The organism is Sphaerochaeta sp. S2, from assembly GCF_016406725.1.
Lineage (GTDB): Bacteria > Spirochaetota > Spirochaetia > Sphaerochaetales > Sphaerochaetaceae > Sphaerochaeta.
Genome location: NZ_JAEKNT010000439.1, coordinates 1 through 7440, shown reverse-complemented (window position 1 = coordinate 7440; position 7440 = coordinate 1). Strand labels below are relative to the sequence as shown.

Genomic DNA, 7440 nt, shown 5'->3' with positions numbered 1-7440 from the left:
ATATATGCCTGGTTCCCCCCAGTCTCTCCACCTGTGAGTACTGCGATTGTGTTCGCAAGCGAAATGTTGGAAGGGCCCAAGGTAAGGGAGAGCAACATCAAAAGCACACTGCTGAGCGCAAGTGTTGCAGACAGCCCTTTTTTCATTCGTTCGTTTCCTGATGGATCAACTCAGCAAGAGCTTTCAAAGCATCAGCACTTCTTGGTCCTTGCCTGCTGGTGGAATCTGCATCAAAGCTTATGATTTTCCCATTCAGATCGCTGTAAGGCTTTGTGGTGGTAAATTCCTGAATTGTTGCTTCTGCGCTTTCTCCCCAGCGGGGATTGAGCAGGAGAATCTCAGGATCGGCTACCATCAGAAGTTCCTTGCTGAATGTCCAGTTCTTGGCACTCTTTGCCACATTTGTTGCCCCGGCGAGTTCTATCATCTCCCCAAGGAAGGTATCGCCGGTAGCGGTAGCATCGAAGCCCCCAAAGTCTATGACCATGTACACAGAGGGCTTACTCTTGTTCTGGTAGGTGTTCACAACTTCCCGCACGGTATTCTGCATGGAAAGGATGATAAGTTCAGCCTCACTCTGCTTTCCCACCACCTCGGCTATTTTCCTTATCAACTCATACGTGCCTTGAAAGGTTTGCTGTGTTTCAAGCTGGACTACTTCAATACCAGCTTTCTCCACAGAGGCTAGAAAATCATCAGATACAAATGCACTGCTGATAACCACGGTAGGCTCAAGAGAAAGCAAGGTTTCGAGGCTTGGATTGTACAAGGTTCCTACCGACGGCAACTCCACGACCTCTTCAGGGTAGTTGCAGTAGTCGCTTCTTCCAACCAAGTAAGACCCTGCATCCAGTGCATGGAGTGTCTCGGTGACGTTTGGGGAAAGACTTACAATTCGGATTTCCTCAGCCTGCTTCTGGGTCCCGATCTCAAGTACTGGTTGTGCTCCAATACGGGAGAATGTCAGAAGCAAAAAAGAAGCAATGAATAGGAGATAGTGTTTAGCTGTTCGATTGTGCATAACGCCCCTTTGCACGGGCATGTAACATACCCTGACCTATACTCCGTAGGCCGTCGGAATTTATCCATGTCAGGTCTCCTGGCTCAGGCATGCTCAGAATCTGCGACTTCCCGTTTCTTGACAGTGTCTTGGTGCAGATTCCCAGCCTCTACAGTGGCGGGACCGCAGGGGCTTCTACCCCTTTCCCTTGGCATGGACAATCTATCCTACGAAGTAGGGCAGGGGCTGTCAAGCCTTGCCATAGGGGCTTATGATCTTTGACTTTGGAATAAGAGGAGTGATTTGTATCAATCAATTGCCGCCTGGAGAGACCATCCGCTGAAGTTTGAGAATCTGTTCTTGCCTGCCAAGTACCAGCATACTCAACCCTTCATGCAACACAGTGCTTGAACTGGGGTTGTAAGTAGTGGACCCATCACTCTCTTTTGTGGCAAGAACGATCAATCCTGTTTTTTCCGGAATACGGACCTCAAGCAAGTTTTTACCAGCCAAGGGTGAGGATTTTGTTACTTCAATTTCTCCCAGGTCAAGTGTATCTTCCCCAATACGGGTGATGGCATCAAGGAAAGAGATGATCTGTGGACGGAGTATAAGGACCGCCATGCGGTTCCCTCCCAATTCATTCGGGTTGATGGTACTGTCCGCACCAGCCTTCCTGAGTTTCTGTGCAGCAGAAGGTTCAATGGCGCGGGCAACTATTTGCAAATTCTTGTTTATCTCTCTGGCGGTGAGTACGGTAAACACATTCTCAGCATCATTGCCTAAGGTGGAAACCAGGCCTTTTGCCTCCTTGATCCCTGCCTACATCAATATGTCTTCATCTGTTGCATCACCATGAATCACAGAAAAACCCTAATTATGAAGCTCTTCGAAGCGTATAGGATCCTTCTCGATGATGATAAATTCTGCGTGACTTCGTTTGAACTGCTCGAATAGGCTGACGCTCGTCTGTCCAGCCCCACAAATAATATAATGGTTCTTCATGTTCTGAAGTCTCCTTTGCACACGTCTATTGAGTAGAATCCGTCTGAACTCGCCCTCAGCCAAGAATGCAGCCAGCTGTGAAAAAGCGTAGGCGACCAAACCCAGTCCACTTATGATGATAACGATGGTGAAAAGTTTGCCTGCAGCATCAAGATTCTCAATTTCCCTGAAACCTACAGTGGATACGGTGATAACGGTCATATACAGTGCATCGACGAATGCAACATCAAGGAGAACCATGTACCCAACGGTTCCCAGGGTAATGAGCAGTATGATGAGAATAATGAGATAGATTGCATTTGAATGACGTTGTACGCACTGCTCCTTCTCTGCTTGATAATTTAACTGTACTGTAGTGCAGTCCAAGATTTCCATATTTTTCATGAGTTCTTTCCCGCCTGTTTTCCATTCGTGTAGTTGACCGGAGGGGCCAGCTATATTACTATCCGGTCTATGAATCATGCAGAAATAGAGATCTATACAGATGGTGGGTGTCTTGGGAATCCTGGCCCCGGTGGGTGGGCTTTTGTACTCAGGGCTGATAACGGGAAATTTGAGAAGGAAGCAAGTGGTTTTGAGGCTGCCACCACAAACAACCGAATGGAACTAAGGGCTGTTATTGAAGCTTTACAGGCATGCAAGCAGTATAATCCTGGACGGATTGTCATCAATACAGACAGCCAGTATGTGAAAAACGGCATAACCAGCTGGATCAAGAAGTGGAAAGTCAATGGATGGCGAACCGCAAGCAAGAGCCCAGTCAAGAATAAAGAGTACTGGGTTGCACTTGATGCACTCAATGAGCAGTTGCCGGTTCAGTGGAACTGGGTAAAAGGACATGCCGGTATTGCAGACAATGAACGGTGTGACCAGCTGGTAAGACAGGCAATGGAAAACGGAGTATGAAAAAAAGAGAGGCATCAATCTGGCAACTCTATCTCACATTCCTGAAGATCGGTGGACTTACCTTTGGAGGTGGGTATGCCATGCTTCCCATGCTCCAGCGGGAAGTCATAGATATCCACCATTGGGTGACTGAGGAAGAGGTCTTGGATATCTATGCAATTGGGCAATGTAGTCCCGGCATCATTGCAGTGAATACGGCCACCATGATCGGTTACCGTAAGCGTGGTATTCCCGGTGCCATTGCAGCAACCTTGGGAGAAGTTACCCCCTCTCTGGTTATTATTACCATGCTGGCAACCATTCTGTTGCAGGTACAGGACAATCAATGGGTCCAACGTGCATTTGGCGGTATACGTGTAGCAGTGTGTGCACTCATCACCCAATCGGTGATAACACTCTCCAAGAAAAGCCTTATTGATCTTCCAACCGTATTGCTCTACCTAGCAACAGTATCTCTGACACTGGCATTCTCCCTCTCTCCACTGGTTGTTGTTCCCTTTGCAATCCTCTATGGACTAGCCGTACAGAGAATCAAGCGGAGGAAAGCATGATCTATTTGGAGCTCTACTGGGAGTTTTTCAAGATAGGACTCTTCGCAATTGGGGGTGGGCTTGCAACCCTGCCATTCCTTTACACACTTGCCGAGACCCATGGCCACTGGATCACCTCAAGCGATATTGCCGATATGATCGCCATCAGTGAATCAACACCAGGGCCAATCGGCATAAACATGGCAACGTTCGCCGGTTATCAGGCAGCAGGTCCCTTGGGCGGCTTGGTGGCAACATTGGGGGAGATAACCCCATCGCTGATCATCATCATTTTCATCGCACGCTTTCTTGGCCAATTTGACAAGAATCCGTATGTGAAAGATGGTCTCTATGGATTGAGGGCTGCCGTTGTAGGCCTTATCAGCTACGCTGGCTTGAAATTGTTTGGAACTACTTTGCTGGATGGAGGAAGTATCCGGATCAAGGAGACGATTCTCTATCTTGCTCTGGTTTTCCTTGTGCTTCGTCTGAAGAAGATTCATCCACTGTACTGGATTCTCCTGGGAGCAGTTCTTGGGATTGTGTTGCGTCTCCCTTCGTAAGATACTGGGCCATGGAATCATACCAACTCCCTTCTCCTTCGATTGAAGCGAGTAAGGTAAATGCATCCTTCTCCTTCTGGTGGTCCTGCACCAAAGAGAGGGCAAGTGTTTTTGCCTGTTCCTTGAAACCCCAGTTTGCAGCTTGTGTAGCTACCTCGAGCTTTTCTGCATAGAGCGTCGGATTCAAGGAGAAAATGCTTTGGTACACACGCAAGGCTTGCTCGTACTGGCTTTGCCCTGCCAATGCCTTGGCTTGGAGGAAAAGAAACGAGAGATGGGTAGGGAAGTGCTGGAATGAAACATTGCTCTTTTCAACTACCTGTATGAACTCACCAAGATGAAAGAGAGCCAACTGCTCGTTGTATTGGTAGGAGGCCTGACTAGGGTCGAGGAGTACCGCTTCCTTGTACAACTGCGCAGAAGCCGCATACTCCTGATCCTGGAAAAGCTGACTTGCCTTTTCTGCTACCAAGCCGGCCTGTTTTCCGCTACCTGTAGTAGTACAGGAGAAGAGGAGAAACAAACCGGACAACAGTAAGACAGTCAGTTTCCTGTACATCAGCGCTCCAAAACTGTCTGTTCAATTTCCCTCACCTGTGCTCGATAGAGATTGGTGATGGCAGAACCGTAATCAGCAATAAGCTGGATGATATTCCTTGGAGTATCACTGTTATCCATCCCATTGAGTCGGTCACCGGCATCTCCCAATCCAGGGAGAATATATGCTGCATCGTTGAGTACCGGATCCATCCAGAGCGTATAGACTTCCGCTCCTTCAATGGCACGGGCGATTCGCAGTGAACCCTTGAGTGCACTGATGACATTGATGAACTTGACTGACTTGGGCTTTACCCCGTTATCCTTCAGGTATTTCACAATGGTAACCAGACTCCCTCCGGTTGCATTCATGGGATCGGCAAAAATCAGGTCCTTCCCGTCAAGTGATTCGAGATCAAAATAGGATTTATCCAGATCAAGAATGTAATCCATATTTGCCTCTTTCTTTGAGTCGTCCCGCTTGATCTTGAACAAGGCAAAAGGGGTGACAAACTTATCAGTGGAGTATTCCTGGATCTCCTTGCTGAGAATCATGCTGGGAAGCAGCGCACCTCGCAGCATAACGCACATGACACTGTTCTTGATCAAGGAGTCAACATCTGGGATTCTGTGTACCGCATAGTTCCTGACCGGGCTGGTGACCGGTGTCTTGGTGATGATCGATCGTTTGGTAGGCAGTGCAGCATCAGCAAATACGTGGGAGAAAAGCATCTCGTATGCACGTTGGATATAGTAGAGAAATTCCTCATGCCCGGTACTGGGATCGCGAAGTTTTGCAATCAATCGGCTTGCCTGTCCATGCTGTTCCTGAGGGGTCTCGAATGAGTAGACGTGAATGGAAGGTTCCTCTGCACAGACATCCTTGAGATACCGTCCAATCTCCTTGGCACTCTCAACCAACCCTTTGCGAGATTCTTCAAGCCTTCCCACATCGCTTGCTGTTTCGAGCACGGAACAATGAAGGAGTGACTGTTTGTACAACTCATCAACATGGGCGATTTTATCCTTGTCCGAGTCCTTGAGATATCCATCAAGGTCGGTTGCGTGTAATACGATTTTATTCATGTAGCTATTTCTCCTCAGTAATGGCCTCTGATTCTACCCCAAGATAGTGAGTCTGTCACCCCTTTACGGAGCCTGCAGTAACCCCTTTAATGAACTGAGTGCTCATCGCAAGATAGAGAACAAGGACTGGGATTGCAGAGAGAGTAAGCACTGCCAGCACCTTTGACCAGTCAGTCTGGTATTGTCCAAAGAGACGAGTCACTCCAAGTAGCAATGTCTTGTGCTGTTCATCATTGATGAAGATCAGAGGAAACCATAGGTCGTTCCAGAATGGGATAAGGTTGTAGATTGCCGTTGTGGCAAGGGCAGGGCGGATCAGGGGAAGAATAACCATGGTATAGATTTTTCCACTGGTAGCACCATCAATGATTGCTGCCTCATAGAGATCCTCAGGCAATTCCTTGATGAATGTGGTAAGAATGAATACCCCAACCGGAAGTCCCATGGCTACATAGATTGGGGGAAGTGCATAGATGGCGTTGAGTAGACCAAGAGTTCTTACAATTTCCAGCAATTTTATTGAGGCTATCTTGATGGGAATCATCATCCCTGCAATAAAAAAGAAATAGATAACCTTCGCAATACGGCTCTTGTAGCGTGCCAATGCATAGCCGGCGAGACTTGCAAGCAGGGTTACCAGCACAAGAGAGATAGTGACAACAAGGAAACTGTTCTTGAAATAAGTAAAGAAATCACCATCACGAATAACCGTGGTGTAGTTGGAGAAATTCCATGTCTTTGGTATCCAAAAAGGGTTCTCATAGATGGTCAATCTTGTCTTGAATGAATTGATCACCAATGTCCATAAAGGGAAAAGCACAATAAAGGTCCATGTCAGCAACACAATATGGGAGAGTACATGCCTGTTTTCTTTTCGTAACGATCCACTCATGCTAGGCACTCCTCTGTGTATTTTTCAGGGTTGGAATAACCAATACCAGAAGCAGGAGGAAGGTGATGGTTGCAATGGCAGCTCCCAGCCCTGCATCAGGAATTCCGATTGGATGTTGACCTGCAATACCATACCGGTAGAAAAGTGTTCCAATAAGATCGGTGGAGTACTCTGGTGCTCCATTCACGTTCTCCATAGCGAAGACGATGTCAAATGCATTGAAGTTGTTCACAAATGTAAGCACTGCGATGATTCCAACGACCGGTTTGATAAGGGGTAGCTTGATGTACCAGAAGGTTTTTCCATTGTCAGCTCCTTCAAGTCGTGCTGCCTCAAGCAATTCGGTACTGATATTTCTCAATGCTGCAACAAACATCATGGTAGGGATACCAAGCCATTGCCAGCAAGAGACAAGAGAGACAGCCCAGAGAGCTGTATTGGTGTCGCCTAAATAGGGGTGTTTGAGAAACGGTAATCCGATGGAAACAAGAAAATCGCCTGCCCATACAGGGTTGAGCATCAGTTTCCAAAGATAGCCGGTAATAAGAACAGCGAACGTCGTGGGAATAAAGATAATGGTCTGGTATATATGTCTTCCCTTCATGGTTTCATGGGTAAGCAGAACGGCAAAAAAGATACCCAGACCATTCTGGACAATGAGATGCACAAAAAAGAATTTCCAGGTATTGAAGAAAGCTCCCCAATACCGTGTCGAGATTTCTGGGTCAGTGAAAAGTCGTTTGAAATTATCCAGACCCACGAAGATTCTGGTTGCTTGGCTGTTTCCACTGAACAAACTCAAACGCAATGAGTCAATGAGTGGAAAGGCCATAAAGACGGTATACACAAGCAATGCTGGTGCCAGATAGAGCAACCAGGGAAAATGTCGAGCGTGTTTTGGACGCATACACCACCTCAGAG

Annotated in this window: 9 protein-coding genes and 1 riboswitch; of the genes, 3 read left to right on the top strand and 6 right to left on the bottom strand. The window is 47.3% G+C overall.

The features are described 5' to 3' along the window. Positions 1-142 precede the first annotated feature (142 nt). From JF818_RS12595 to JF818_RS12585, 3 genes are all read right to left on the bottom strand, one after another. The gene (locus JF818_RS12595) at positions 143-1021 is read right to left on the bottom strand and encodes an ABC transporter substrate-binding protein (protein WP_198892341.1); all 879 of its coding nucleotides are present in this window, start codon (positions 1019-1021) and stop codon (positions 143-145) included. 71 nt (positions 1022-1092) lie between these two features. Beyond that, positions 1093-1210: riboswitch (cobalamin riboswitch) on the bottom strand. 102 nt (positions 1211-1312) lie between these two features. Further along, positions 1313-1816 carry a TrkA family potassium uptake protein gene (locus tag JF818_RS16720; protein WP_370570340.1) on the bottom strand — a complete coding sequence of 168 codons (504 nt, stop codon included), beginning with the start codon at positions 1814-1816 and terminating at the stop codon, positions 1313-1315. Between the two features lie 57 nt (positions 1817-1873). Continuing rightward, positions 1874-2389 carry a TrkA family potassium uptake protein gene (locus tag JF818_RS12585; RefSeq protein WP_198892339.1) on the bottom strand — a complete coding sequence of 172 codons (516 nt, stop codon included), beginning with the start codon at positions 2387-2389 and terminating at the stop codon, positions 1874-1876. 69 nt (positions 2390-2458) lie between these two features. Between JF818_RS12585 and rnhA the strand changes: the two genes are divergently transcribed. The 3 genes from rnhA to JF818_RS12570 are packed head-to-tail and all read left to right on the top strand — an operon-like array spanning position 2459 to position 4004. Beyond that, positions 2459-2911, top strand: coding sequence for a ribonuclease HI (gene rnhA, locus JF818_RS12580; protein ID WP_198892338.1), 453 nt, complete (start codon positions 2459-2461; stop codon positions 2909-2911). Next, positions 2908-3462, top strand: a complete 555-nt coding sequence (locus JF818_RS12575) for a chromate transporter (RefSeq protein WP_198892337.1) — start codon at positions 2908-2910, stop codon at positions 3460-3462. The genes rnhA and JF818_RS12575 overlap by 4 nt, the downstream gene beginning before the upstream one ends. Continuing rightward, the gene (locus JF818_RS12570; protein ID WP_198892336.1) at positions 3459-4004 is read left to right on the top strand and encodes a chromate transporter; all 546 of its coding nucleotides are present in this window, start codon (positions 3459-3461) and stop codon (positions 4002-4004) included. The genes JF818_RS12575 and JF818_RS12570 overlap by 4 nt, the downstream gene beginning before the upstream one ends. Positions 4005-4562: 558 nt before the next feature. On the opposite strand, the gene JF818_RS12565 is transcribed toward JF818_RS12570, so the two are convergent. The 3 genes from JF818_RS12565 to JF818_RS12555 are packed head-to-tail and all read right to left on the bottom strand — an operon-like array spanning position 4563 to position 7426. Further along, complete coding sequence (locus JF818_RS12565; protein WP_198892335.1) at positions 4563-5627, bottom strand: uracil phosphoribosyltransferase; 1065 nt, start codon at positions 5625-5627, stop codon at positions 4563-4565. Between the two features lie 55 nt (positions 5628-5682). Beyond that, a complete protein-coding gene (locus JF818_RS12560) occupies positions 5683-6519 on the bottom strand; it encodes a carbohydrate ABC transporter permease (protein WP_198892334.1) in 837 nt (278 codons plus the stop codon). Position 6520: 1 nt separating this feature from the next. Beyond that, complete coding sequence (locus tag JF818_RS12555) at positions 6521-7426, bottom strand: carbohydrate ABC transporter permease (protein WP_198892333.1); 906 nt, start codon at positions 7424-7426, stop codon at positions 6521-6523. Between the last annotated feature and the right edge of the window lie 14 nt (positions 7427-7440).

Coding starts and splice junctions, on each gene's coding strand:
- JF818_RS12585 (WP_198892339.1), bottom strand. CDS start 2,389: ATGAAAAATATGGAAATCTTGGACTGCACTACAGTACAGTTAAATTAT.
- JF818_RS12595 (WP_198892341.1), bottom strand. CDS start 1,021: ATGCACAATCGAACAGCTAAACACTATCTCCTATTCATTGCTTCTTTT.
- JF818_RS12565 (WP_198892335.1), bottom strand. CDS start 5,627: ATGAATAAAATCGTATTACACGCAACCGACCTTGATGGATATCTCAAG.
- JF818_RS12570 (WP_198892336.1), top strand. CDS start 3,459: ATGATCTATTTGGAGCTCTACTGGGAGTTTTTCAAGATAGGACTCTTC.
- JF818_RS12575 (WP_198892337.1), top strand. CDS start 2,908: ATGAAAAAAAGAGAGGCATCAATCTGGCAACTCTATCTCACATTCCTG.
- JF818_RS12555 (WP_198892333.1), bottom strand. CDS start 7,426: ATGCGTCCAAAACACGCTCGACATTTTCCCTGGTTGCTCTATCTGGCA.
- rnhA (WP_198892338.1), top strand. CDS start 2,459: ATGAATCATGCAGAAATAGAGATCTATACAGATGGTGGGTGTCTTGGG.
- JF818_RS12560 (WP_198892334.1), bottom strand. CDS start 6,519: ATGAGTGGATCGTTACGAAAAGAAAACAGGCATGTACTCTCCCATATT.